Origin of the sequence: Paenalcaligenes hominis (assembly GCF_011927625.1) — a bacterium.
Taxonomy (GTDB): domain Bacteria; phylum Pseudomonadota; class Gammaproteobacteria; order Burkholderiales; family Burkholderiaceae_B; genus Paenalcaligenes; species Paenalcaligenes hominis.
On sequence record NZ_JAATIZ010000004.1, the window covers coordinates 131084 to 157226 of the forward strand.

The 26143-nt window shown below is 47.9% G+C and carries 23 protein-coding genes; 8 read left to right on the forward strand and 15 right to left on the reverse strand.

Translation table 11 applies throughout. The features are described 5' to 3' along the window. Position 1: 1 nt before the first annotated feature. Complete coding sequence (locus tag GGR41_RS10585) at positions 2-1015, forward strand: YeeE/YedE family protein (RefSeq protein ID WP_167661810.1); 1014 nt, start codon at positions 2-4, stop codon at positions 1013-1015. On the opposite strand, the gene GGR41_RS10590 is transcribed toward GGR41_RS10585, so the two are convergent. The 10 genes from GGR41_RS10590 to GGR41_RS10635 form a co-directional block, all read right to left on the reverse strand. Continuing rightward, the gene (locus tag GGR41_RS10590) at positions 1012-1416 is read right to left on the reverse strand and encodes a carboxymuconolactone decarboxylase family protein (RefSeq protein WP_167661811.1); all 405 of its coding nucleotides are present in this window, start codon (positions 1414-1416) and stop codon (positions 1012-1014) included. The genes GGR41_RS10585 and GGR41_RS10590 overlap by 4 nt on opposite strands. Positions 1417-1560: 144 nt before the next feature. Then, entirely contained in the window at positions 1561-4788 is a 3228-nt protein-coding gene (locus GGR41_RS10595; protein WP_167661812.1) for a cellulose synthase subunit BcsC-related outer membrane protein, read from the reverse strand. After that, on the reverse strand, positions 4785-5897 hold the full coding sequence (gene bcsZ / locus GGR41_RS10600) for a cellulose synthase complex periplasmic endoglucanase BcsZ (RefSeq protein ID WP_167661813.1): 1113 nt from the start codon (positions 5895-5897) through the stop codon (positions 4785-4787). Before bcsZ ends, GGR41_RS10595 begins: the two co-directional genes overlap by 4 nt. Next, positions 5887-8172 (reverse strand): cellulose biosynthesis cyclic di-GMP-binding regulatory protein BcsB, encoded by a 2286-nt coding sequence (gene bcsB, locus GGR41_RS10605; RefSeq protein ID WP_167661814.1) that lies wholly within the window; start codon positions 8170-8172, stop codon positions 5887-5889. The genes bcsZ and bcsB overlap by 11 nt, the downstream gene beginning before the upstream one ends. After that, entirely contained in the window at positions 8162-10777 is a 2616-nt protein-coding gene (gene bcsA / locus GGR41_RS10610) for a UDP-forming cellulose synthase catalytic subunit (RefSeq protein ID WP_167661815.1), read from the reverse strand. Before bcsA ends, bcsB begins: the two co-directional genes overlap by 11 nt. Positions 10778-10787: 10 nt before the next feature. Then, positions 10788-11513 (reverse strand): cellulose biosynthesis protein BcsQ, encoded by a 726-nt coding sequence (gene bcsQ / locus GGR41_RS10615; RefSeq protein WP_167661816.1) that lies wholly within the window; start codon positions 11511-11513, stop codon positions 10788-10790. Then, positions 11510-11692, reverse strand: a complete 183-nt coding sequence (gene bcsR / locus GGR41_RS10620; protein ID WP_077732941.1) for a cellulose biosynthesis protein BcsR — start codon at positions 11690-11692, stop codon at positions 11510-11512. Before bcsR ends, bcsQ begins: the two co-directional genes overlap by 4 nt. Continuing rightward, positions 11689-13359 carry a cellulose biosynthesis protein BcsG gene (bcsG, locus tag GGR41_RS10625; protein ID WP_209279802.1) on the reverse strand — a complete coding sequence of 557 codons (1671 nt, stop codon included), beginning with the start codon at positions 13357-13359 and terminating at the stop codon, positions 11689-11691. The genes bcsR and bcsG overlap by 4 nt, the downstream gene beginning before the upstream one ends. Before the next feature lie 198 nt (positions 13360-13557). Beyond that, positions 13558-15099, reverse strand: coding sequence for a BcsE family c-di-GMP-binding protein (locus GGR41_RS10630; protein ID WP_167661817.1), 1542 nt, complete (start codon positions 15097-15099; stop codon positions 13558-13560). A 310-nt stretch (positions 15100-15409) separates the two neighbouring features. Further along, positions 15410-15802 (reverse strand): diacylglycerol kinase, encoded by a 393-nt coding sequence (locus GGR41_RS10635; RefSeq protein WP_077732938.1) that lies wholly within the window; start codon positions 15800-15802, stop codon positions 15410-15412. Between the two features lie 268 nt (positions 15803-16070). Between GGR41_RS10635 and GGR41_RS10640 the strand changes: the two genes are divergently transcribed. The 5 genes from GGR41_RS10640 to hemH all read left to right on the forward strand — a co-directional run bounded on the left by GGR41_RS10640 (position 16071) and on the right by hemH (position 20368). Next, positions 16071-16508 (forward strand): PACE efflux transporter, encoded by a 438-nt coding sequence (locus tag GGR41_RS10640; protein ID WP_229711196.1) that lies wholly within the window; start codon positions 16071-16073, stop codon positions 16506-16508. A 176-nt stretch (positions 16509-16684) separates the two neighbouring features. Beyond that, on the forward strand, positions 16685-17110 hold the full coding sequence (locus GGR41_RS10645; RefSeq protein ID WP_276529468.1) for an OsmC family protein: 426 nt from the start codon (positions 16685-16687) through the stop codon (positions 17108-17110). A gap of 97 nt (positions 17111-17207) precedes the next feature. After that, positions 17208-17597, forward strand: a complete 390-nt coding sequence (locus GGR41_RS10650; protein ID WP_167661819.1) for a TehB family protein — start codon at positions 17208-17210, stop codon at positions 17595-17597. Between the two features lie 276 nt (positions 17598-17873). Next, entirely contained in the window at positions 17874-19292 is a 1419-nt protein-coding gene (gene phrB / locus GGR41_RS10655; protein WP_167661820.1) for a deoxyribodipyrimidine photo-lyase, read from the forward strand. Positions 19293-19330: 38 nt separating this feature from the next. Then, the gene (gene hemH / locus GGR41_RS10660) at positions 19331-20368 is read left to right on the forward strand and encodes a ferrochelatase (protein ID WP_167661821.1); all 1038 of its coding nucleotides are present in this window, start codon (positions 19331-19333) and stop codon (positions 20366-20368) included. On the opposite strand, the gene GGR41_RS10665 is transcribed toward hemH, so the two are convergent. Beyond that, on the reverse strand, positions 20365-21342 hold the full coding sequence (locus tag GGR41_RS10665; protein WP_167661822.1) for a MerR family transcriptional regulator: 978 nt from the start codon (positions 21340-21342) through the stop codon (positions 20365-20367). The genes hemH and GGR41_RS10665 overlap by 4 nt on opposite strands. A gap of 118 nt (positions 21343-21460) precedes the next feature. On the opposite strand from GGR41_RS10665, the gene GGR41_RS10670 reads away from it, so the two are divergent. Continuing rightward, entirely contained in the window at positions 21461-21913 is a 453-nt protein-coding gene (locus GGR41_RS10670; protein ID WP_167661823.1) for a PAS domain-containing protein, read from the forward strand. A gap of 93 nt (positions 21914-22006) precedes the next feature. Continuing rightward, positions 22007-22912 carry a TIGR01777 family oxidoreductase gene (locus GGR41_RS10675; RefSeq protein ID WP_167661824.1) on the forward strand — a complete coding sequence of 302 codons (906 nt, stop codon included), beginning with the start codon at positions 22007-22009 and terminating at the stop codon, positions 22910-22912. On the opposite strand, the gene GGR41_RS10680 is transcribed toward GGR41_RS10675, so the two are convergent. The 4 genes from GGR41_RS10680 to GGR41_RS10695 are packed head-to-tail and all read right to left on the reverse strand — an operon-like array spanning position 22909 to position 25986. Continuing rightward, positions 22909-23622, reverse strand: a complete 714-nt coding sequence (locus GGR41_RS10680) for a glycosyltransferase family 2 protein (protein WP_167661825.1) — start codon at positions 23620-23622, stop codon at positions 22909-22911. The genes GGR41_RS10675 and GGR41_RS10680 overlap by 4 nt on opposite strands. Before the next feature lie 8 nt (positions 23623-23630). Next, entirely contained in the window at positions 23631-24203 is a 573-nt protein-coding gene (locus tag GGR41_RS10685; protein WP_167661826.1) for a class I SAM-dependent DNA methyltransferase, read from the reverse strand. After that, a complete protein-coding gene (locus GGR41_RS10690) occupies positions 24200-24961 on the reverse strand; it encodes a PIG-L deacetylase family protein (RefSeq protein ID WP_167661827.1) in 762 nt (253 codons plus the stop codon). Before GGR41_RS10690 ends, GGR41_RS10685 begins: the two co-directional genes overlap by 4 nt. Next, a complete protein-coding gene (locus GGR41_RS10695; RefSeq protein ID WP_229711198.1) occupies positions 24949-25986 on the reverse strand; it encodes an acyl-CoA dehydrogenase in 1038 nt (345 codons plus the stop codon). Before GGR41_RS10695 ends, GGR41_RS10690 begins: the two co-directional genes overlap by 13 nt. Positions 25987-26143 lie beyond the last annotated feature (157 nt).

The following is a 26143-nucleotide window of genomic DNA, read 5'->3' on the forward strand; positions in this document are numbered from 1 at the left end:
TGTGGATAGCCCTCATTCTCTTTCACTTTTATTAGGCCTTGCCATTGGGTTAGTGTTTGGCGTAACGGCACAGATAACAAAGTTTTGTTTTTATCGTGGTCTGAAGCAACACTGGGAGCATCAACAAGGCGTGCAGTTACACAGCTTTTTTTTCGCTTTGTGTGTGGCGTTAGTAGGGACGCAGCTTAGCGCTGCCTTAGGCTGGATTGATCTCAACCCATCGATCTATCGCAGCCCTACTTTTTCGTGGTTATTACTACCACTAGGTGGTGTGGTGTTTGGGTATGGAATGGCGTTAGCAAATGGATGTGGCGCGCGCGCTTTAGTCCGGCTAGGTGAAGGAAATTTACGCTCTCTGGTGGTGTTGGGTAGCTTAGGAATTACTGCCCTCACTACGTTGACTGGACTGCTCGCCCCCGTACGTCATACGCTGCAAGTCAGCACCACGGTGCAACTACCCCACAGTAGCCTTAGTCATTTGCCTTGGTCATGGTTATGGATAGGACTACTTGTCGTACTTTTACTGGGGTATGTCTGGCGTGCCCCTACCACCCCTACGCGTAACCGGGATTTATTTGGGGCAGCGATCATCGGCCTTTTGATTGTCTTAGGTTGGTTAAGCACAGGCTGGTGGGCAGCCGACCCGTTTGATCCCCAACCACTTAGCTCCCTTAGTTTTGTTGTACCCGTGGGGCAAAGTATTCAATACAGTATGTTGGCAACGGGCATGGAGGCCAAATTTGCTGTAGTCGTGGTGCTAGGGCTAGTCCTGGGCTCACTGTGTAGTGCCTTAGTACGCCGCCGCTTTCAATGGGAAGGGTTTACGACCACACCACAATTAGTGCGCGCGGTGTTAGGAGGTGCGCTGATGGGAATAGGCGGAGTATTTGCGGTAGGTTGTACGATAGGCCAAGGTCTGAGCGGTATCTCGACCTTGGCATATAGTTCTATGCTGAGCTTAGCCTGCATCACGTTGGGTGCCTGGCTACATCAGCGGCTGCATAGCCGCCCTTAGGCAGTTTCTACGCACACGCCTTGCTCTGCGAACACATCTTGAGCCACACGCAATGCATTTAAAGCGCGCGGAAAGCCTACATACGGGATCAAATGCATAATGCAACCCACGATTTCCTTAGGACTAAGGCCTACATTAAGACCCGTTACTACATGCATACCTATTTGAGGTGTGCCTTGGGCCACTAAAGCCGAAATCGTGGTTAATACTTTTTGCTTGTTGTCTAAGCCAGGGCGGTCATAGACATCACCAAAAGCAAACTCCACAACCCAACGTTCTAAATCCGGCGCCACGTCTTTGAAGCCGGCCCCAATATCCATGTGGCCGGTTTCATTCTCTGGCGTGGGCACAGTGAGCTCTTTGAGTTTATTTAATCCTTTTTGGTATTTATCGCTTGTCATGGTTCTTATCACTAAAAATGGTCAGACCCTTGATCTTAACAAATGCCTCGTAAACTAAGTACCCACCCCCTTTTCAAAGCAAGCTTCAATAAGGTATCTCTTCTTACAGGAGGTAGTATCGGGGCTACCGTTAACATCAAACCATTATTTAAAATCCGCATACGGGGTTAAGGGATCTAAGCCTAAAGGTAAGCTGCCCTGCCATGGCTCAAAGGTATAGCGCAAATACAGCATGCCTCGGCTTGGTGCGTAATCTTTGCTGTGCTGTAGATCTAGCCCTGCTCCGAGCACCCAATGTTTGTTAAGGCGGCGCTCAACCCCACCACTTAGGGTATAGCCAAGGCCTCGGCTGGTTTCACCTTGATGATTTTTGGCACTAGAAAAGGAGGCGCCGCCTTCCACTACGAAAGACCAGTTTGCAGTACGTTTTGCATAACGCACAGGCAAAGAAAGGGAGTTGTAGTGTTTAGGACTGTAATAGCCCCCTTCCCTAAAACCATACCCACCTAGCCCCTTCTGATAGCGCCAATGCATCGCATTTACACCTACTGAAAGCAATTCATGGTTTTTATTAATCAGACGGCGGTAGTATCCCCCCATCACGCGACTACGCTGGTTATTTTGAACGTTTTTGCCTTTTAGCACGTGGTGGCTTAAATCGGCCCACACGCCATTGGCTTCGCCTTGATCCCAGCTGAGGCTTAACGCCGCACCAGTTGCCATAACGCCCCCCCATTTCACGCCTGTGCCAATGTCTTTGATACCCGCAAAAGATAATACCGAATTCGACATAGGGCGGCGTGATGCAGTAAGACGCCATCCTGTGGCGCGCCAATTTCCAGAGTAGCTAATGCCCCCCGTCCAGGTTGAGACAGGGAAACCTAAGGGCGTCGTGCCCAAATCAAAACTCAAATCTTTACCGGCCCAACCAATGGCCACGCTGGTGCCCTGAGCACGTTGCTTGAACCCGTCCTTGCAGGCTGTGCCCGCCCCTGAGGAACAAGTGCCCAGCTCGCCACGGTAGACTCCATCAGCCTCTGGCTCGAGCCGACCGGCATCCATACGAACGTGGTCTGCTCGGATAAAGCCACTACCCGACTTAATCGGGTAATTCATTTGCACAATCGTAGTGTTAGCAGTGAGCTCTGAAATGCCTGGCGTGCCATCACTACGCCACCAATGGTCATTATGAATACGAATGGTGGGATTCTGTTGCTGGTATAAGGCCTCTGCCTCCGTACGTAAGCCCCGAGCTAGCCAGTCATCGGTATCCTCTAAACGCATCGCACGCGTAAAAGCCACATCATCACGCACAGGCTGCACCGCCTCAGCAGGCAACAGGTCAGCGGCGACCATGCCTTGAGCGTACCAATTCAATGCATCGTGAGGGGGCTTACCCGCTGCTTGCCACGACCGCGCTAAGGCTCTGTAGCTACTGGCTGACAATGGCTCTATTGTTTGTAACGTTTGATACGTATTAATGGAGCGTTCAAAATTGCCCTTCTCGTAATACCATTCAGCCAGTTGCAGTAGAGCGCCGCTGTAAGGGGGCTGCTGTTCGAGTAGCGCAATGGCGCGGCTCGTTTCGCCCTGCTCATACAACTGTTGGGCTTCTGCTAAGGCTAAGGATTGTTGCACCCGTTGCTCGAGTTCATGCATGGGTTCCGTCCATAGTGCTAGCTCTACTTCGCGCAATGCTTTTAATGCACGTTGACCTTGGTCTAATGAGGTCAATAACAACGCGTAGGCATACTGCGTAGCCACTTCGCCTTTGTGTAATAAATAATGATCTCTAAACGCGCCTAAGGCTTCGTCAGACCGCCCTTGATCGCGCAAAGCGACTGCTAGACCATAACTACGCCATGCGTTGGAAAGATCCAATTGTTGCCCTTGACGCATTAAAGCAATGGCTTGTTCCCATTGTTCAGCCTGTTGCGCCTCTGCGATACGCTCATCTAAAAGCGCTAATTCATAATTGCGTAGCGCTTGAGCCACCACGGGTTTGTTTTGCATAGTGGACGGCAATTGTTTTAATACTGATAGGCTTTGGGCGGACGCAAACTGGTCGGCATACGCCACCACCCCCCACTGCACTGACTCATTGTGAGGGTCTAAACGCATGGCTTTTTGGTAATACTGCCAAGCTTGCTCGTTATTGCCCTGCGCTAAATAGGAACGTGCTAGGCCGAGCACAGCAAAAAGATTAGTGGATTCTCGTTGATATACTTGTTGGTAGAGCCGCTGTGCGGTAGCCCACTGTGCTTTATCTGCAGCACCTTCAGCCTCGCTAAGCAGCAGCCACAGTTTGGTTGAATTCGCTAAACTTATCCACCGCGATTTACGGTCAGCTTCCTGTTCGGTGGCAATGGCCCGTTCAAAATAATGCAAGGCCTGAGCACGGTTATTCAACCGTAAATACGCCAAGCCAATGCTACCAATGATTTCCACGTCATCGGGATAGCTACGCAAGGCTTGCTGCAACTGCGCTAAAGCTTGCGTTGGGTTTTTTTGAGCCTCGACGGCAGCCAAACCTGTTTGGCCAGCACGCCAAGCCGGATCATCTAATCGCGCTTGTTGCGCTGTGAGGATGTCTTGAGCACGGGCCTGAAGACTCGTTAAGTCTGCATAACGCTGTACAAAATCCTGCCATAAGGCCTGACTGTGATCGCTGAGTGCTAGACCGCTAAGGTACTCGTATTCACGTGTAGCTGCCCATTGACGCTCCGTGCTGCGCTCAGCCAGTTGATGTAAATACTGCAAGGCCGTATCCGGCTTGTTCACTGCAAAATAATAATTGACTAAGCTTCGCAATAAGCCAGCATGGCGCGGAAACTGCTTTAACGAGGCCTCTAATGCCGTTATCGCAGCGGTATATTCGGCCGTCTGCCCCACACGTACCTGCCAATACTCTTGAGCAAGCTCAGGCGTGGGGTACCGACCTTGAAGTAGACGGTCATAGCGCTCACGCGCTTCAGCATACTGTCCAGCGCGTGCTAATAGACGCGCTTGCGTCAGCTCAACCTCACGCTCTGGCTCAGTCAAAGCCACCAATAGTCTTGCATCGGCGTACTCATCTGAACTAGGGGCCGACTGCTGCAGCTGAGCTAATTTAGCTTGAGCTTGCTCGGGTTGATTTAACCTAAGCGCCAAGCGCAGCTCAGCTAAAAGCCCCTGAGGGTGCTGCGGACTAATACGGTAGAGACGCTGGACAGCATCGTTGACAATGTCGTCCCTAAATAACGCCTCACCTTGTTTAATTTGGTGAATTAACTGCTGCTCCGCAGCGCTACTAGGAGCGGCCCATACCGGTTGAGCTAACTTCACACTTAATAATAAGCCTGCAAGTAAAGGCACTAATGTATATCGATTCATTGGCAGTCCACCCAGTATGGAATTACATGCCCTTCGGCATCAAAAACATAACGTTGTTCTTCCCACCCCTGACCAAACAAATACAACATAAAATTGTAGTAACCCATTTGCTCCCACTGGACGTCCTTTAAACGATCCGCTTGAGCCGCACCAAAAGGGGTGTCTTTAAATAAAGGTAATAAAGCGGCGGAAAAACCGATGGGGCCTTGACCTGTTGCTTTGCCTTGCAGCACGTCTAGGGTTTCAGCAGGTAATCCTTGCTGATCTACATACGGTAATGCTTGTTTAAAATGGGTTTGTAAACGATGGGCTTGGGGACTTGACGCTAACATACCGATCCAAAGGTATACCCGAATGGCGTCATAGCTTCCTATTTGTTCTGTCGCTGTGGGGTAAGACCACTGTTGATCCTGCCATGTCACCCAATCGGGCGCTATACCAAGAGGCGCTGTTTGTATCAGCAAGTCTGGCATATGGCGTGCGACCTCAGCCCATGCGCTTTGGGGCAAGGTATGTTGAGCGCGCCACACCAGCTGAGGCGGTAAATAGCTAGGGTTTAAGCGCCAAGCATCTTCTGTAGCAAAGCCCACCTTGCCTGGCAACAACACGGTGCCAAACGAGGGCAAATCAGTCATTTCTTCGTCAGCAATGCGCTGTAATAACAAATGACCCAATACTGTGTATTGTCGTTCATGCCACAAGCGCCCCGCTTCTAGCAGGGTATAAGCAATCCATAAATCCGAGTCGGAGGCGGAGTTCGAGTCCAGTACCCCCCACTCTTTGGTTTCGGTTTCTCCCCACAGCCAAGCAGGTAATTGGCTGGCCAGATCGCCCTGGGCCAGATTGTCCTCTGTCCATTTGACCAGCCGTCTGAATAAGGCTTTATCATTTTGAATCAGAGCAAAAAATAAGGCGTAGCTTTGCCCCTCAGACGTGGTGATATGGCGCGAATCAGAAAAATCAATCACGCGCCCCTCTGCACTGATCATTTGCTTTTGAAAATGCTCCCACGCTGGCCAAGATGTGGGGCAAGCAGCCGTGGACTGCGCCTGCAGCAGCCAGCTGCTGCTGCACAAAACACCCAAAGCAATTAAGCGCTTAGTCATCATGCTCGACGCGTCGACGCGCCACTTGTCGTAATAGCCCCCATAAGATCAAGGCCACTATGAGAACGAGAGTAAACGCCAATCCACTTAGTAAAAGTGGCTTGTCGGATAAGGTAAACCAGAGTTTTTTCCACCACTCTAAATGCCCTACATAATAGGTCGACCCCACATGTTGAGCGGCAACCCCTGAATCACGAATTAACACGACTGACCCATCCATTGCAGCCCGTTTTCCTGATGAAGCCAGCGCATCACGTAACAGAGTCACATCCTCATCAGTATTCGCTAGTAAGCCTACAATGCTGCGTTGCGGAAAATGCTCGGATTGTAAGCCCACGAGTGCAGCCATAGGCGCTAACGCACGGATACGAACTAATGATTGGGCCTCGACTTCGGCTTTTTTCAGTAGCTCACGATTTTCTCTACGTTGCTTATCATTATGATTCGTAGCGGTTTGGCGTAACCAGCTCTCAGTGTCTTGTAATAATAAATTGGCATCAGGGCGAGCTTTGATGGCGTCTGGTAAGGCACCCAACAACAAAATATCGGCATCCTGTTGACTGGCTTTTTCCCAATCTGACATGACGCGTAGCTTTAGAGCAGGATAACCAACCTGTGCCCCTATATGACTGAACGTTTCTAAAAACGCACTAACTTGTAAAGCAGATGGGGCTTCAGGCACGACGGCAATGGTTTCAGATAAATCAGCCATGCGGCTAAAAGGAAAAGCACTGCTCGCAAAAACGCGTAAGTTTGGCATCGCAATATAATGCGCGTAGCCAGAAAAATCTAAAACTGAACGCTCATCGATTGCCGCTCGAATGTCAACCGGCAGAACAGTTTGGCACATCCCATGCTGAGCGCTGCCTAAAGTACTGGCGTAGGAAAAGTCAAAGCGAATGGTGTTGTTAGAACCAATTTTCACTGCAGGTAATAACAGCTTTTCATCCTCTAAGGAGGTTTCATTACCCCGCAATGGTAAGCGCAATTGAGTAAAGGTTCCTTTTTCATCCGAGGATTTAAGCAAATAGCTGTCAATATACTGATTATTTAAGCTAAGTGTTAAACGCGACTCATCGCTGGCTTTGGGGGCTACATATCGATAGTTGAGCTCCATGGGGATGCCATTATTCCCCCACACAAATAGGTCAGGCGGCAAATTGATGGCTAAATCTATCGGTCTGGGCATAAGACCCGATACCTCAAGCTGGCCAGGATAAGACGTCAACTCGGAAAAGTACACCGGACGATTCGTAGCCACCCAGTTCGGCGCATCGTACGGTTGACGCGGGGCCTCTTCAATTACCGAATCCACACTGACGCTGCGGCCGCGAAACAAGGGGTTTCCAATCGCTAATGCCGAAGCTGCTGTTACTAAGTCGGCCTCATCACGCCCCAGAATCAACAACATCTTGTGCGTTTGACTATTCGGCACAGCCATTAGCTCTACGGTGGGCTCGGTCACAGTGGGGTAGGATTTAAGAAAATCAGGTCTGGCGTCATTTGTGGCGAAAACCACAGCATGGTGTTCGGGCAAGACGTTGAAAGAAACAGGAAAGCTGAGATCGCGCCACTGTGCCTCTTTACCAAAGTACGACGCTAAGATAGCGCTGGCCTGAAGCTCAGTACTGGATGGCGGCTGCGCGAACACAAACGGAATCGTTTGGGCTTGCATATCGCCCGCGTCAAAAAAAGGCTCTGGAAAAAATGCTAAGTCATTTGCCAAAGGCAATGGCTCTTGATTAATGGTGACTCGCGTTTCTTTGCTAACATCTAGCCACAATGCGCTATGTGTTAAGTCTTCACATATATCCGTGTAGTGTCCAACAAACTCAAGCCGAATTCGGTTAAAACGTGTCATTAATAACGGATCTAAAGGCAGTTTACGCGCAATTTTCTGCCCTAAAAACTCGCTCTCTACATTAATTACCCCCATCAGCTCATCATTTAAGTACACCCGTAAGTGCGATAGCTTAGGCAATAAGGCCGGTGAGGGGGTGAAAACCAAATCCAGCTCAGCACTATTAACAACCTGATCTCGGCGTAAAGTGAACTCTAACGCTTGGGCATTACGCATGCCTAAAAGCTTAAAACCATTCCCTTGAGTCAGCTGGCTCAGACCTAAAATGTCTTGACGTGTTGGCGTAGATGCAGCCGACTCTTGAGGAGGCTCTATCTGTAATAACGTAGGCTCTGTAGGCTCTTGAGCTCCTATTCCAACATTGACACACAGCGCCGCCATTAACGCCACACTTTGTTTATATAATTTATTTTTCATATCTATTCACCGGACGCGTACGAGGAATAAAAGACCCCAACCATAAAAATGCATTCGCTAGCCCCTTTAATACCCAACTGAAAGGAAATGGCATGTACGTGGCCAAGCGCTTATAACCCACCAAGCTTAGTTTGACCACGTCACCAAAACTGGACATAGGTCGATCCAGCACAAACTGTTGACCCGCGGTAATCCAAGCATCAGAACGGGCAAATGTACACTGCACAAAATCAATCTGTTGCTGTACAGTCAAATCACTTAAATACAAACCCAATGCAGTATCCGTTCGTCTTACTACCACGGCGGGGAAAGTGAACTGACGTGCGCCACGCGGCAATTGCAACGTGACTCGCTCGCCCAACATAAAAGAGGCGTGCCCTTTTAAGGTTAATGCCACACCCGAATCGGAATAATCCATTAATGTTGCCGCGAATGCCTTGCCATTGGCTGCTACCACATGCACAGGCATAGAGGCCGCCACACGATGGCTGTGACGCACTTGGCGGCTTTCAGCGGCGACAGCTACAGCGCCCCCCAGCACGATTAAGTTGTAGGCCACCCACAATAGGGTCACTATGACTGTTATTTTTTCGTTATCTGGCCCATACATAAAACGCCAGATCCCAAACCCCACACCAATCAGGTTTAAAAGGGCCAACACCATATAAGGCAACGCAATCTTCCAGTCAAAATAGCTTTTATTAACCAAGCCGCCTTTGGCTGTGACGTTAAACGTGCCCTTGCTGGGTGCGAACAAGGCTACCGTCGTTGGCCAAGCGATATACCAAGACAACACCGTCTCGTAAATTTCACCCCAAAATGACCGTCGATAAGCGCCTTGCATGACTGAGTTAGTGAGTGCGGCATGCATCATGTGTGGCAAGACATACAGCATAATCACAAGAGCTGGCGCATAAATAATGTAGGCATGAAACACCAGAAAAGCCAAAGGAGCCGTTAGATAAATAAGCCGTGGGATACCGGCTAGAAAATGCATCATAGCGTTGACATAACAGATGCGTTGAAAAAAGCTTAGCCCTTTACCCAACAACGGGTTATCGGTACGGAAAATTTGTACCATGCCTCGCGCCCATCGAATTCGTTGACCTATATGAGCAGACAAACTTTCTGTGGCTAAACCAGCTGCCATAGGAATACGTAAGTAAGCAGAATTAAACCCCTTACGGTGCAAACGTAATGCCGTATGCGCGTCTTCCGTGACGGTTTCTACAGCAAAACCACCAATACTTTCTACCGCCGAGCGTCGTAATATCGCACACGAGCCACAGAAAAACGCGGCATTCCACAAGTCGTTGCCGTCTTGAATTAGCCCATAGAACAAACTGTTTTCATTAGGCTTAGTACCAAAATGGCTTAAGTTGCGCTCAAATGGGTCGGGCGAGAAAAAATGATGAGGGGTTTGCACTAACGACAACTTTTTATCTCGAAAAAACCACCCCACTGTTAACTGTAGAAAAGCGCGAGACGGCACATGATCACAATCAAAAATAGCCACTAAATCGCCATCTGTTTTCGTTAAGGCATGATTCAGGTTTCCAGCTTTGGCATGGCGACCATCAGGACGAATGATGTAGTTAATTCCGGCCTGTTCAGCAAATTCTCTGAAAGCAGGACGTCTGCCATCATCTAACAAGTGAATACGCAATTTGTCTTTAGGCCAATCCATGCCTAGCGCAGCATACACGGTAGGCCTTACTACGCTTAAATCCTCGTTATAGGTAGGAATCATTAAATCAACGGTTGGCCAGAGATCTGTATTTTTTGGTAATGGAGCGACTTGGCGCTGTAGCGGCCATGCTGTCTGTATATAACCTAGCACCAGTACAACCCATGAATACGTTTCTGCTGCTAATAAAATCAAACCAAAGAAAACGTCTTTGCTGTCATTCCAATTTAGGGTGGAACTGTAGCGCCACCAAATATACCGCCCCGAAACAGTGAGTGACAAAACAATAAGCATTAAGGCAGAAAATCGCCCAGGTACATCACGGATAAGTAATGCCGCACACCATAACAACATCACAAACACAAATTGCGATAAAAGATTAAAGGGTTGGGTGACAAGCAATAAAGCACAAATCAACGTTAAGCCAATAGCTATGACCCAACCGAATTTTTGTGACCAACTCGACCGAGTACGTGCCTGTGGATGCGAAGCGGCAGGCGCCACAGCGACAAGGAACGGCGTAGCCAATCGTTTTAACCATAGAAAAAAACGATTTCGTTGTATCGTGAAAGCCCGATACCATCGCGTCAACCCTTGCCATGGGTGCGTCTGTGATGAGTAATGAAAAGGCAAACGCCAAATAACTAACCACAAAGACTGCAGCCCATAACGCACTGGATCAGCGAAACGATAAGGGCGTTGTTGTAAATGACTAAACCAAGGTGCATAACTTTTTATTAAACCCTGCCAAGCGGGGCCTTCTAGACGTAAAAACGTATAGCTTATGCCCCACATCAGCAGACAAAACGAGGCAACCCACATTCCCATTCGACGTTGATAACGTAAATACGAATAGTGTTGCGCCCCCACTTGGTAGAGCGACGTAGAGAGAACACAACGTGCTAGGTATTTAGTCATTGTTTTTCCCCTAACGGCAGTGAGTTAAACACCATGTCGCTAGACTCTGCATATCCTGTGCGGCTGAGCTTTCAGGAAAATACGTGGTGGCAGGCATTTTGTGGCCTAAGGCTTCATTAACATGCGCATCTAAATGCAAGTTAAGGGGCGCTAAACGTGAACGATAGCGTTGCTGCCAATCCATTAAAACGGCTTCGGTCGCTGAGCAAGCCGGGTTATGTCGGTTGACTACAATATGCGTTTGCGTCTGCATCACGTATTGACCCAACAAAATGTGGGCGGCCATATCCGGCTCGACGATTAACAAATGCAAAGCACTGGCTTCATATAAAAGATTGAATCCTGTTTGTAGAACAGGGAGATCTAGGAGAATCCATTGAGGTAATTCTGCTGTGGTAACGAGTTGCTGTGGTAACGCATTAATCCAACTTTGGATTGCCTCTGTGCTGGGGCGTGCCGTGCTTAGCGCATGGCGTCCATACGGTAATACCCAAAGTGATGGAGCGACTTGATAGGTTTGGTCCATCCAAGCGTACGGATCATTAACGACTGCGGCCCATCCATGCTGTTCCTCGTAGGGAATATTGAAGTGCAAACGTAATAAATCCGCCTCATTGAAATCAATCACCAGTACAGACTGATCTAAACGACGTAAGCTGTCTGCAAGCATGGCCGCCACACTGGTGGTGCCGGCCCCACCCCGTAAACCAGAAAGGGCAATAATAGAACGTTTCATGACGATGATTCCTGTGACCAACGCTGCCACTCTGCTAGTAATGGCCACTGTTTTAGCGCCCGCTGCCAGGCTTCATGCGACATAATATCCACGTACTCAAACTCGCCCGTATGCAAGTACTGAGTCAGGGACTGAATATCATCAGCGTCTTGGGTTAAAGGCTGTGAAGGTTGACTCATTGCTGATACCTCAACCAATTTTTGCCATCTAACCGCACATACGGTACCCCTTCGTATTCCATCACTACCGTGCCCTCATTTTCTGATACGACTGCTGTTTGTTGCAAATCAGCAGTCAACTGCTGCCAATTGATGTGGTCCTGATCAAAAACGGATTGATGAATTAGGCGTGAGACTAAGTCGGAAACAGCCAGAAAGCTGGTGGGTTCCTGAATTTGTACCACTGGGTCTGCACCAGCGCTTTTTTCACCTATGAGACGTACCCCTACAGGTACATGGGTAATGCTTGTCGTGGGTATTTCACGCATGCCCGATATTTGCATTTTGTCTCCTTGTAGCGCTGCGCCATGTTCAGGAATAAACACCACCACGGCTTTGCGACCACTACGTTCGAGCTGATCCATAAAACGGTCTAGCTCATCTAGCAAGCGTTGGGCACGCCGGTCATAAGGCGCACTGCGGCTGCCACCATCTGCAGTGGCCTCACGGTTTCCGTCATGCAATGTAATCGTGTTGTAGAGCAGCGCAGCGGGCTGAGTTTTGGATTTAGCATTTTGTTTGTCCAACCAAAGCGCTAAGGTCTCATAATCACTCCAGATAGGTGAATGATCAAAACCACGTAAGGTAGGCTTTAGCTCTGTGGGAACGATCGGTGCACTAAACGAACCTTCCTGAGTAATATCATCAATGAAATTCTGAAATTCGCCGTTATGATTAAGTACGGCTTCCGTATCAAAACCAAGCGCCTCTAAATTGGAAAATAACGAGCATTCTTTACCTACGGGCTCGTATAAATCGGCGTGCGATAATTGTCCGCAATTAGCATGCATTAAACGTGAAACTGCAGGGCCACTATACGAGGTAGCTGAATTAAAATTTTCAAAAATCACATCCATTTTGGCAAATAAAGGATGCTGGCTTAGGCCGACCGCTTTTAAGTCATCCCAAGACAACGAGCAAATATTTAAAAACAATAAGTCGAATGCGGTGCTATCTGGAGCCAGCGACTCAAAGCTGATACGGCGCTGTTTTTCAGCCTGATAAAACTGTTCAAGCTCGGCATTTAAGCGCTCGCTTAGAGTGGCTGCATTGACTTTAACTGGCGCTACCGGACTAGTCGTATTGGTTTGTGCGGTTGAAATAGGCACGACTTCGTTTTGCACGAACTGAGACCACTGTAATCGGGGCAAAGCTAAACCACCCCATTGCGTTAGAGCCACCCCAGCTAAAGCCAACACGGTAAATGTAGTGATACGCAACCATTGTGCTAAAAATAAATACGCCACAAATACAATGAAAGCGTAGGCAACTAGATCCCAGTTAATAAATCGTCCAAGCAACTCAATTAAATACGCATTGGAGAACTGCAGCACCTCGGGTTGATCTAAAAGTCGGCGAATAGGTGGAAGCCACGAATCGTAATAAAGCAGCGCTATGCCTGCAGGAATGGCCAACACATGACGTAAACGGTGCAGCCAAAGAGGCGCTAAAGGTAAGAGCAATGCGGCTGCAAACAGGCAGTTATAGAGCACATGAAATTTAATATAGCCGCCCCAATACAACCCTAACTTGGCGATAAAGTATAAATTCCACAACCCAAAACCACGCCATAGAAAGGCAGAACGTTTAGGTTTCATATCCTGTTGATGAGTTGTTGTCTTATCCATGAGTTTTTGCTCAACCTCGGCAAAAAAATTATTGTCGTTTATAAACTCGATATGGCTTTAGCAGCCGTGTAGGTACAAAATAAACGGATACCCAACCCACTAGGCGCCTCCATAAAGGAAATAATAAAAAGCCTACTACTATACCGATAAAAAAAGTCATAACATCAAGAGATCACACTACAGTTCCAAAACAGCTTTTTATGCATGTCGTAATGACTGGCGCACTGGTTGAAAAACATGCCTTTGAGCTGAAAGAGGCAAGGACTCCTTAGTCTTCGGAATAAATTCAGACACAGGTGCACGCTTTAATTGCTCGACGACGCGTTGGACATCACTAGGCTGCACCACAACATTATGGTGAGTCACTAGCTCAGACAAAGGCAAACGTAGCAAACGCTCTAACGCCACATTTACTAACCCCGCTTCACACTCAAACAAAAACACATAGACACATTTGGTGGTGGCACATGCCACATCCCCATCACGTTGAATTTGAATTTGCGCCAACAGCTGTGCGGTGCTTAGCATATCAACAGGCGTCATTACGACTAGGCTGCCACGGGGATCATGGCCATCAAAGTGAGAATAAACATGTTCTAGGTAGCTCACAAAATCAGGAATAGCCAGTTCACCCCGCACTGATTGGGCTTGGACCTTTTGTAATGCTTGATCTAAATTGTCAGTGACCTGAAAACGATCAGGCTGGGAATGCAATACATCTAACAAGTTAAAAAACCGACTTAGGTTCACTTTAGGGATGACTAATGAACAACCGCTTAAGGTTAAAAGCTCAATTTCTGAATGCCGTAGCGCATGCGGGCCCATTTCTAAAACAACGAGGCGTAACGCCTGTTGACGTTGTTGACGTAAATAATAAAGCGTTCGCGCTAACTGCTCTAAATCTTGGTGCCGCTGCAACACAAAAACTAAAGTAGGATTTAATTCGGTGATGCCCTTTTCTACTAAGGCATCCCATGAGTCGACCAACACATAGTCATCCCTTCCTGTTAGTGCTAATTGGTTAGCAACAGTAGTTTGTAGGAAGGTCGTTGATGGCGTAGAAGTGCTTGAGGGAAATGGCTCTGTATCAGTAAATACTAAGCGATCTCCTTGGGCAGTCAGCTGAAACAACGCCTGCCCTGATACGCCTAGCTGATTACGCCAATGCCAGACCTGATAGAGCAACTCATCTAATTCATTTTTCTGTAAAAACGACAACCCTGAGAGTGCCTCGTTGTGTAGATAAAGCTTATTAACTAGAGTTTCTGACTCTGCCCCATAACTGACTACGACCATAACAGATTGATTTTTTTGCAGCCACTGCCGCCATTCCACAAGAAAAAGTGCGGCTTTTTTTGCCCATTCCTGAGCTTGAGCCACAGGCATCACAAGCAAAATAAGCCGCGCCTTGGGCTGTGCGGCACGATCTAATTGTTTGGTCAGTGCGAGCATGTCAACAGGAGAGTGCCCGCGCAAATGATAACTACGAACCTCGATGGGATCGGTAGCATCTATAGGTATGTAACTTAACATATCGTCCAGATGCGAATCAGCCAAAAGCAGGATGCGAGCTTTAGCAGGAGCCACTTCGATCGTACGGCCCGCTAACTGAATGGCTTCTTTTTGCTCTGAGACGCCAACCCAATACAGTGAACCAGCACGTAACTGTTTGTACTCTTGTGATACCGCTGTTAATCCCAAGCCGTAGGTTAAAAGTGATTTTTTGATATTATTATCCATACCCCTCCTTCGTCATCATTACTACTTTTTTTATCTTTTAGCCTGGCTCAATTGCTACCCTCACATTAAAATAAATAAAAGGTGTTTGCCCCAGTAACCATACCTAATTGAGTGTAACCAAACGGGCTCACAATAAAGCCGTTTTTTATCAAAAAATGTAAAGGGATTTTTTAATTAATGTAAAGAAAATAACAATTACACACACGAATGATACAAAAAAACACAATTAATCACTATTTAGAAAAATTATGTTTTATAAATAGGAAAAACCGTATTTAAGTGGTGAAAAGCTCTGTCAAAGTTATATATACTAAAGGAAAAACCGGTCTACTACCACCCAGCCCCACCACGCCACTACCACGATCAAGGCAAGCAGTACGGCAGCGCTACCAATGTCTTTAGCTCGCCCTAATAAGGGGTGATGTTCTGTACTGATCGCGTCAGCAAGAGCTTCAATTGCACTGTTTATAAGCTCTGCGACCAGCACTAACACCAGAACCAAGCAAAGTAGAAAAATCTCGGTAGCATCACGGCCTAACCAAAAAGCAGTAGGAAACAAAATAAGCGCTAAACCACACTCTTGTCTAAACGCTGCCTCGTGCTGCCATGCCGCTTTTAACCCCTGTAAAGAGTAGATGAAAGCTCGCATAATTCGTGTCAAGCCACCATGGCTTTTAAAAGGGGATGGTGTTTGATTATCCATATATAACCTGCTTGAAAAATAGATTAAATCGGCCAAATGGAGGAGTTACCAATCACAACCCCTGCCACAACAGCTTACAAAAAATAGAAAAAATCACTGCGCCAGATAATGTAACAGCCTTTTTGACAAGAAAGAATGTAACACCTATACTTTTTTGTGCAGGCGTAAACCGTGGCACTGCAACCTATCTATTGGTTATGATCTTCTTTTTACCGGGACGTGCCGGCTCTCTAACCTAGAGCCGCATCAAGGCTCAATGGAGTATAAATTGATTACCTTAACCCCGTTAAAACGTCGCATTACTTACGTTAGTCTTTTTGAATTCTTCGCTATCCTTTTTTCTACCTTTGTACTGATGTTTATCAGCGGTGGAAATGCCCAAGAGTCTCTTCCTGCTGCTACCTTAGTTTCTGTGATTGCTATTATCTGGAACTATGTATACAACACGTTATTTGAATCATGGGAACGGCGCCACCACATCCTAAGACGCACCCTAGGCATACGCACTATTCACGCCATGGGTTTTGAAACAGGGTTATTAATTTTTACTTTGCCCTTATACATGGTGTGGTATCAAGTTGGCTTGTGGACGGCCTTTACTATGGTAGCGGCATTAATGGTGTTCTTTTTACTTTACACCTTTTTCTTCACCTTATTGTTTGATCAAATTTTCACTTTGCCCAATCAAACTAAACCTACCACTTAGCTTCGCTAAAAGATGTACGCCAAATTTTCATATGCTTAAAAATGGTAGGAATTTCAATTAGCTATGGCTTGCATTCCTACGTTAGAATGAATGCATTCAAGTATCTTTCAGTACGATGTGATTTAACTCCGTGCTAGGCATCCTAGCGTCTTTTAATGACTCAAGAGGAAGGTATGATCAAAAAAACCGCATCCGCCCATTGGGCCGGCAATCTAAAGCAAGGTAAAGGCACAATCTCTACAGAAAGTGGTGCCTTAACTAAAAACCCATATGGCTTTAATACACGTTTCGAAGACCAGCCTGGCACTAACCCCGAAGAACTGATCGGGGCCGCCCATGCAGGGTGTTTTTCCATGGCTTTTTCTATGCTGCTAGGTCAGGAAAATTTTACCCCAGACAGTATTGACACTCAGGCTACTGTTACCTTAGAAAAGCAAGACGACGGTTTTGCTGTTACTGCAGTGCATTTAAAAATGACAGCACGTATTCCTGGTATTAGCCAAACACAGTTCGAAGAAATTGCTAACAAAGCCAAAGTAGGTTGCCCTATTTCTAAACTTCTTAACGCAGATATTAGCTTAGACGCGACTCTACAAAGCTAAACTCGGGCAAGTGTCCTAACGGGCACTTGCACCGCTATCGTTGTTTGGCGCTTTATTAACGTCCTAATCTTTCTCGTTAATTAGCCAAGGAGCCACCATGAGCCATATTGTTATTCCTAAGCATTGGAAAATAAAACGCTCAACCCATTTCTTTACTAAAGACAATGTACCCAAGGCGTTGCTTACGCATCACAACACCGCCGCTGGCGTGTACGGACAAATTTGTGTGATGCAAGGCACAGTGATTTTCTATGGTTTTGCCAATGAGACCGACACCACGCCCGAGCAAACCATTGTCATTCAGGCCGGCCAGTTTGCAGTGAGCCCCCCGCAATATTGGCATCGCGTCGAGCTTAGTGATGACGCCCAGTTCAATATTAACTTTTGGACTGACCCTAACACCGAAGATAAAGCGAGCCTAAAAACCTCTAAACTGCGCAATCAAGTTATTCCCGAGGTCTACGACCAAAATAATGGGGTAGTTTAACAATAATTTGCTTAAGGGGTGCTTACCTCGTGTTGTTTCTTAGCTTGGGGGCTTTAGCCCCCAACCCTTCTTTTACTGTCTCTTTAGTTTTCACTTTACTCTAAACCAATTAACACGCTATGTAGGTTCAATCGGTAGGTGCCATTCTTCTACTTCACCTCAGCGCACATTGATACCTATACAAAAATAAAAAAATGTACAATAAAATTCGTCCTGTCGTACACTAAGAGCGTTTTAATGGTTTATGGAATAAACAAATGACTAAGGGATGGTGCTATGCGTCAACTTATTTGGTTTCGTACTGATTTGCGAGTGCGAGACAACACGGCTTTACATGCAGCCATGACAGCTGGACCGACGGTAGCGGTATTTCTCTTAAGTGCGACTCAATGGCAGCAGCATCATGACGCACCAAGCAAAGTAGACTTCTGGCTACGCAATGTGCAGTCATTGCAGGCCGAGCTAACGCAGCTGAATGTACCCTTATTGATTCGTGTAGCTGATACCTGGGATGCGGTCCCCGAGGTACTTAATATTCTCTGTCATGAACTTCAGGTCGATGCAATGCACCTTAACCAAGAATACGGGGTTCATGAAACACAGCGTGATACGGCAGTTGCTCAGCAACTTAAGCAGGTTGGTGTTTCCGTGCATTCCCATGTAGACCGCTTGCTGTTTGAGCCAGGCACGATCCTAACGCGCTCGGGTGGTTTTTTTAAAGTGTTTACGCAGTTTAAAAATGCCTGTTATCACCGATTAAGCGCAGCGCTTCCTGTTTGCTTACCTACACCGCCGCCTCAGGCGCCCTTAGCCATAAAGAACGATCCCCTACCGGCCACACTCTCTGATTTTGCTACGCCTAGTGAGGCATTACGTACAATGTGGCCGGCGGGTGAACAAGTTGCTCTAGACCGCTTAAATCGCTTTTGCGAATGGTCGATTTTGCAATACGATAAGCAGCGTGATTTCCCTGCTCTGGCAGGCACCAGCCAACTCTCCCCTTATTTGGCCGCCGGCATTCTTTCGCCACGCCAATGTGTTAATGCCGCATATCATGCCAATAACGAGAAGTTTAAAACGGGAAATCTCGGTGTGATCACATGGATCACTGAGTTGCTATGGCGCGAGTTCTATCTTCATATCGTAGTGGGTTTTCCTCAGGTATCACGGCATCGCCCTTTTCGTGAACAAACAGAACGGGTCGCCTGGCGCTATGCGCCGGATGAGTTAACAGCGTGGCAAGAAGGCCGCACGGGTTTTCCTTTTATTGATGCTGCCATGCGTCAGCTACTTGCTACAGGTTGGATGCATAATCGTTTACGCATGGTGGTCGCCATGTTTTTAACAAAGAATCTCTTAATTGATTGGCGCCAAGGCGAACAATTTTTTATGCGCCATTTAATTGATGGTGACCTAGCAGCAAATAATGGGGGCTGGCAATGGAGTGCTTCCACTGGCACGGATGCCGTACCCTGGTTTAGACTTTTTAACCCGATTACCCAATCGCAACGCTTTGATCCTAATGGGGAATTTATTCGTCACTGGTTACCCGAATTGGCTCATTTAGATAATAAATGCATTCATGACCCCAGCCAATTAGGTGGATTATTTGCCCTGGCTGATTACCCTGCACCTATAGTGGATTTAGCGGCTAGCCGTGAGCGTGCGCTCAATGCGTTTAAAGCCATTAATTAACAATTTTTATTTGATCACGTGTTCTAAAGGAAAGTCGTATGCACGATCACGGTTTACTCTTGGTTAACTTGGGCTCCCCTCTTTCGACTGAGGTAAAAGACGTACGTAGCTACTTAAATCAATTTTTAATGGATCCTCATGTTATTGATTTACCCTGGCCAGTACGACGTTTGCTCGTTAGTCTTATTCTCATCAAACGCCCAGCTGAATCCGCCGAAGCCTACGAGCAAATCTGGTGGCCAGATGGCTCGCCTTTAGTTGTCATTAGTCAACGTTTGTGTGATGCCGTACGCCCCCTTTGGCGTCATGGGCCCGTAGAGTTAGCCATGCGTTACGCAGAGCCCTCTATAGAAAAATCCTTGCTTGCTTTGGTTAAGCAAGGGGTGAGCAAGGTTTTGATCGCCCCGTTATATCCCCAGTTTGCTGACAGCACCACTACCACTGCTATTCAAGAAGCGCAGCGCGTGATTCGCAAACACCACTTAACTATTGAGCTCAACACTCTGCCTGCTTTTTATGCAGAGCCCGAATACCTAAATGCATTGGTCGCTAGTACCACGCCTACACTTAAAGAAGACTTTGACCATCTATTAATCAGCTTTCATGGTTTGCCCGAACGTCATTTAACTAAGCGCGAGCCCAACAATACGCACTGCTTAAAATCCGCTGATTGCTGCGAACGTGCTACCGGTGCAGTACTCGATACGTGTTATAGAGCGCAATGCATTCAAAGTGCACAACGCTTTGCGCGTCAGGCAGGGTTAAAGCCGTCGCAATGGTCCGTTTCTTTCCAGTCACGTTTAGGTCGAGCTAAATGGATTGAACCCTATACCGAAAGTCGCTTAGATGAGCTAGCCCAACAAGGCGTCAAAAAACTACTTGTGATGTCGCCTGCATTTGTAGCGGATTGCATTGAAACCTATGAAGAACTAGGTATACGGGGTCGCGAGCAATTCATTGCAGCCGGCGGCGAGGACTTAACCCTGATCCCGTGTTTGAATGACAACGCAGACTGGGCGGAAGCCTTAGTGAGACTGTGTGAAAAAACCTTGAAGCCTGCGCCCGCATTGGCTTAAGTATCTAAACGGCCAGCTAAGTACTGCTCGAGCTTAGACGCCATAAGCACCGGCTCTGCGCCTAAATTAATAAACGGCGAATGGCGTAATGTATCGGTGGCCAGCTCGGCTGCTATGCCTGCCACCGCTACCGGGCTATCTATGCTTAAGGCCACACGTCTTAGCTTACCCAACAGTGCATCCGTCAAGGGTGTCGAGGAAAACAACACAACAGCTTGGGGTGTTATGCTCTGACACAGCAACGGCAACTCGTTGAGTCGTTGTTGCGGTGGTAACACCCGCACCCTGCCCTGATGGTTATCAAACACTAACGCACAGGCTAACACTTCAAGCTCAAAGCCTTGATTTTCTAACATCATAAAAACAATCCCATCACGGTGCGATTGTCGAGTACAACGTAAGCGCTGCTGAAAACGGCTTCGTAAAAAATCATCATAAAAAACCCACTGACTATGCTGCCCGCATTGGCTTTGCTGTAAGAGCTCATGCCACAAGGGCATCATGACCTGCTGCACGATTTGCTGAAGTGGATAGGTGGAAAAAAGTTGGCCGTAATAGCGCTCTAAGGCCTTATCATCAAACCGTAGAATGGCTTGATGCATCAGGGTTTGCCACTCTCGCCACCCTGTGGTTTCAGGTGAGGCCTGAAGAGCAAGATCAGCAGAGGCATGATCTGCATATTGTCCTGCCTCGGCGGCGAGTAACGCCGCCACTTTGCTTACCGCTACCCCCCGATCAGTCCATGTTCTGATTTTCTGAATAGTTTGTACGTCTGTCATGGAATACAGTCGATGACCACCTTCTGTGCGTGTGGGTTGAATCAAACCGTAGCGGCGCTCCCACGCACGTAAGGTAATAGGATTCACCCCCGTCAGACGTGCTACGTCGCGCATAGGAAGTAAGTCATGGGCTGTATCCGTATGGGTTGAGCTTAAACCTAACTGGAATGGCGCGTTCTGTTCATTATTGGACAAAATGAAATAATTCCTAGAAAAACGGCTAGTTATCTTTAGCCCTTAGTAGACCAGCCCCCTGTGAGTAGGCCTAGGTATTATACTAGTGAGATAGTGACCTTTTACTCGGGCTGATCTAATGATTAATGCAAAACTATTACAGCTGGCTGTGGATGCCTCTCAGGATGGTATTGTGATTGCTGAACAAGAAGGCGATGACACAATTATCATTTATGCAAATCCGGCATTTGAATACTTAACCGGTTATCAGTTAGAAGATATTCTTTACCAAGACTGTCGCTTTCTACAGAAAAATGATACCGCTCAACCCGAATTAGAGCTCATTCGAGACGCTATAAAAAATCATGAACCATGTCGTGCGGTATTACGTAATTACCGACAAGACGGCACCTTATTTTGGAACGAACTGTCCATCACTCCTGTGTTTAATAATGCCGATAACCTAATGTATTTTATTGGCATTCAAAAAGACGTTAGCGCTACCATTCAAGCTCAACAACGTATTAACGCTCTAGAAGCGGAACTAATCCAGCTTAAGCAACAGCTCTCATCACAAAAAGCCACGGACTAATTCATCACTTTACCGCTACTGCCCTGCGAATATCTATATAATAATAAAAAATTGTATAGTTTTTAATAGCCCGCGGGCGAAAGTGAGTTGACCATGCGTATTTTGCTTACTGGTGGTACAGGTCTTATCGGGCAGGCGTTGTGCCAGTATTGGCTCACCCAAGGCCATGAGCTCTTTGTCTGGAGCCGCCGCCCTGAACAGGTGCCCGATTTATGTGGCGAGGGCGTCCAAGGTTTTGCTCATCTAAAATATCTCCAAGGCATTAAGCTAGACGCGGTCATTAACTTAGCAGGCGCTCCTATTGCCGATCGCCGTTGGACTCGACAGCGTAAAACGCTACTTATGGACAGTCGTGTTCGCTTAACGAACGAGCTTGTGCAGTGGCTAGGTACGTTGACACACCGACCCGAAGTCTTAGTGTCCGGTTCTGCGGTGGGCTGGTATGGGGACGCCAAAGAAAAAATACTGACTGAAGCCGACCCAGTGATAACTCGCGATTTTGGTAGTCAACTTTGCCAGGCCTGGGAATTAGCTGCTCAGCCCGCCAGTGATTTAGGCATCCGAGTCGTTACTGTACGCACGGGGCTCGTGCTGAGCACGCAAGGCGGCTTATTAAAGCGGCTTCTTTTGCCTTTTAAGTTAGGCTTAGGCACCCGGCTTGGGACTGGTCAACACTGGATGCCATGGCTTCATCTCGCAGACCAAGTACGCCTGATCGATTTTTTAATGCTTCACCCAAACGCTTATGGGCCCTATAACGCTTGTGCTCCTACCCCTGTGCGTAACACGGTATTTACGCAATCCATTGCCGCTGCTGTACACCGCCCCACTTTTCTGGTTCTACCTGAAATGGCTTTACGGGTGGGGTTTGGGGAAATGGCAGCCATTTTAACGTCCAGCCAACATGCTCTGCCGGCGAAATTGCAGCAAGCTGGCTTTTCTTTTCAATTTACCGAATTGCCAGCTGCCCTAAACGACCTACTAACAAAAGCCCATTAAAGGCCTGGTTTCAACTCAACCGTGGCCTGAAAGGTAGGGTCTAGCGTCTTTTTTTCCCAAGCTTGGCGTAAAGTGGTCGCAAAACCGCCCTCTACCCGTGATATGGGGCGCGCGCTTGTCACCACACGAGGCAACGCAGTCCAAGCGATGGTTGCGCCTACTAGCACTAGCTTATCCACCAGCGCTTGGTCTTCACTGCAAGTTAGCGCATCAAAGCCGCCTACACGCAGGTAGGCTTCAGGGGACACCCCCAAGTTGGCACCATGCACATGCTTGTGATTTTCTTGGTCTAAATAGCCGGCTTGAAAAACCTGTTGTGCTTGTTCAGCAAAAACACCATGCGCTGACCAATCTGCCACCTCTACCGTACCGCAGACTACCTCTGTATTAAAAGAGAGCTGATGCATTAACCAAGTTTCACTGACGCGCGTGTCGGCATCCGTAAAAGCTAACCAACGGACCCCTAACTCAATCAGATGGCGGGCTCCGGCAGCACGTGCTAGCCCAACGTTTTTAAACGCCACATGCAAACTTGTTATAGGCCAGTTGCGACTGCGTAGTGCAGTGCCGTCGCTACAGGTATCGTGCACTACAACCACATGCACAGGCTCCCCCTGAAGTCCAGGGTGCTGGGCCGCTTTTAGAACGGAAGCCAAACAAGCATCAATGCATTGCTCTTCATTATGTGCTGGAATACAAACACCTATCATGGTTCACCTCAGTCCGTTTGACGCCAAATGTTAAGAAGAAAAGCCTCATCACTATGGGTAACAATCGGTTCTTTGTTTAGCGTGTCGGTGATGCGTTGGTGTAGCCATTGTGTATCTTGACGTCTATCGTGAAAAGACGGCAAATAATGACACATCAGCCAATCACCTCCTGCCTCTAACGCACGCTGACAGCCCTCAATAAACCCATCAATTTCAGTATCCTCCAAATAATAGGCAAACTCTGAAACCACCAGTAAATCAAACTCACACGGTTCTTTTATAGGCCAGACTTCAGGTACGCGGACACACGACGTGTGGACATTATGAATGCCCATCGCCTTTAAATGCTGATGGCATCGTTGCAAGGCAATAGGTGAAAGATCAACAGCATGCACTGCCGTTGACCGTTGTGCGAGTTGCGCTGTCATCTCACCCGTGCCGCATCCTAACTCGAGTGTTTTGCGGTAATGCTCTTTAGGTAAACACGCTAAAAGCAGTTCACGCTTACGTCGCTCGTACCACGAAGAGCGGATTTGCCATGGGTCAGAGTGCTGTCGGTATAAGGCATCAAAATCCGTCATAACAACACCACCTCGAAAGAGCGCAGATAACGTACCAAAGCGTAATCAGGCAAAATAGGGGCTTGGTTCGTTTGCTCATCAATACCAAGTTGACTATGAAACTGATGAATAGCCAACGTTTTACGTTTTAGCTCATCTGCGCTTAAAGGAATACGTAGAGCCCGCTCTAAAGGAAACTCGCCTTTATTCGGATCAGCCCAATGCCAACCCCAAATGGGGACTTCAATAAAACGGCATCCTTGTTGCTGTGCAGCATAGAGGGCGGCTCGCGCCGCGGCTTCGTGGTCAGGGTGTCCATCTAAGCGCCATGGGGCAAAAACCGTATCGTTTTTTTTCACCTTCATACTGAGATAATGCCCTAGTTGCTCCTCTGCCGCAGACACGGCCCCATCAGGCAACTGCACCGCATAACGGCAAATTGCACTCGACAAGATAGCTAGAGCCTGCTCACTTTCGCGTGTACGAAGACGCGCTAGGCTATGCATTGTGCGGCCAGGGGTTGGCGGATGGCTGCGCTCTCCGTCGGTGACTGCCCACACACATACCGGAACCCCTAACGCGCTGAGCTGCTGCATCATACCGCCACAACCTAGCACCTCATCATCAGGGTGTGGTGCGACAATATGGACTGTACCGCTTGGGTGGATTAAGTCAGTCACCGTGCCACTAGGCAGTACGGAGGCATTTATGTAGGGTTCCCAGCAGGCCTCAGAGGTACCTTGACCTTGAATAAAACGGGGTGGCGCTACAGTTTCCACTGGGCCGTCTCCTCTTGAGCTATTCTGATGCCATGCGCAGCTAAATCGCGTTCGGCATGACTTTGGCGTAAAAACACGGGCAAATCTGCCATTTGATTTGCTAAGTGGGCTTGCTTACATAGCGGCCCTGCACCTAAAGCACGCGGTACACGCTGTAACACCGTTTCCACCGCTGCTTCTACGGCTAAGCGTGCACGCCATACCTCGCGTTCACACGGCGAAGTTGGGCTATGATCGATGGCGTGTGCCGCCACCCTTAACAACGAGGCCGCTTGCGCCAAGGCAATATCAATGACACCTAAATGCGCTTGGGCATGCACATCGTCAGGCCGCTGTTGCACATGCTGAATTAAGTAGTGAGCAATGGATGCTGCAGCGCCATACCAACACGCGGCAATCCCCGCTGCCCCATGCAAAAACCCCGGACGTTGAATGTATTGGTCTGCAGAGCTCACTTGTTGCGCTTCTGCGTAGTCAAATATGACATCGACGCTTTCTGTCGCCCCCATCCCAACAGCTTGCCATCCGTCAGTCGTTACTATCACGCCTGGCTGATCCATATCAACCGCTACCAAAAACTGTTTATTGTTTTCATCCCAGCAGCTTATTAAGGCATGACTGACCTCATTCGCCCCCGAGCACCAGGCTTTGGTGCCATGAATAGATACCCCATCAGAAAAAGTGGGGCTTGCGTTGAGATGCACACGGTGACTAGGCGGCTCGGCGCACCAGACCGCCCACAGCCCCTCGTCTTCAATCAAATGGGTTTGCCCTAATTCAGCCAAAATAGCCAAGGCGTCCGTATGACTTTCGAAAAGTTTGGCACACACTAAGTCCAAGGCGGCTACGTCAGCCAACCTGCGCCAACGAGCTAACGTGTGGCCAGAACCAGGTAAAGGCAAATCTTGACACGAGCCTAATACGTCAAGCAAATCCGCTTTGGCTGTGCTATTTTGATTAGCACGATAACGGCTAGCTATACTTAAGGCGGCGGATTGCGTGAAAGACATAACGGCTTTTTCCATTGATACCCTCCTCTATCGAGCTCAGGAATTATCAAGATCAAGCCTTTATCCGCTTGTGCTCTTGAACTTTCCCAGTGAGCGTCATCGTTGATGTAAATCCTGCTACCTCTAGATAAAACGACTATTACATGAAGTATTTAGCAAAACAATGGCGTGG